The sequence below is a fragment of the Pseudomonas sp. LJDD11 genome, from assembly GCF_024584215.1.
In the GTDB taxonomy this organism is placed as follows: domain Bacteria; phylum Pseudomonadota; class Gammaproteobacteria; order Pseudomonadales; family Pseudomonadaceae; genus Aquipseudomonas.
In genome coordinates this window covers 1-560 of record NZ_JANJFL010000117.1, presented here as the reverse complement: position 1 = coordinate 560, position 560 = coordinate 1, and the positions used below count along the sequence as shown (strand labels likewise).

The window sequence follows — 560 nt, the reverse complement described above, 5'->3', positions numbered from 1 at the left end:
CATCCAGCCTTGCCCCCTGCCCAGACCGCTCGCATCGAGCGCGATGGTCGTGAAGTCGGTTTCCTGGGCGCCATTCATCCGGAACTGGCAAAAACTCTGGGCCTTGATCGCCCGGTGTTCGTGTTCGAACTGGTGCTGGGCGAAGTGGCTACAGGCCGTCTGCCGAAATTCCACGAGCTTTCCCGCTTCCCGGAAGTACGCCGCGACCTGGCTCTGCTGGCTGATCGGGACGTCAATGCAAGCGCGGTTCTTGACGTTATTCGTGAAAATGCAGGCGAATGGCTCACGGACCTCAGGCTATTTGACGTGTATCAGGGTAAAGGCATTGATCCGCATAGAAAAAGCCTTGCAGTCGGCTTGACCTGGCAGCATCCATCGCGCACTCTTACTGACGATGAGGTAAACGCAACGACACTTGCTATCCTCAATTCACTTGAGGAACGGTTAAACGTCACGTTAAGGAAGTAGCGTATGGGGGCTCTGAGGAAAGCTGAGATGGCCGAACGTCTGTACGAAGAGCTGGGCCTGAATAAACGAGAAGCCAAGGAATTTGTTGAGCT

At 55.2% G+C, this 560-nt stretch carries 2 pseudogenes; both read left to right on the top strand.

Features of this window, described 5'->3' with window-relative positions:
• A pseudogene (locus NRB16_RS29060) lies at positions 1–468 on the top strand (phenylalanine--tRNA ligase subunit beta); the annotation flags it as partial.
• A 3-nt stretch (positions 469–471) separates the two neighbouring features.
• Positions 472–560: pseudogene (ihfA, locus tag NRB16_RS29055) on the top strand (integration host factor subunit alpha); the annotation flags it as partial.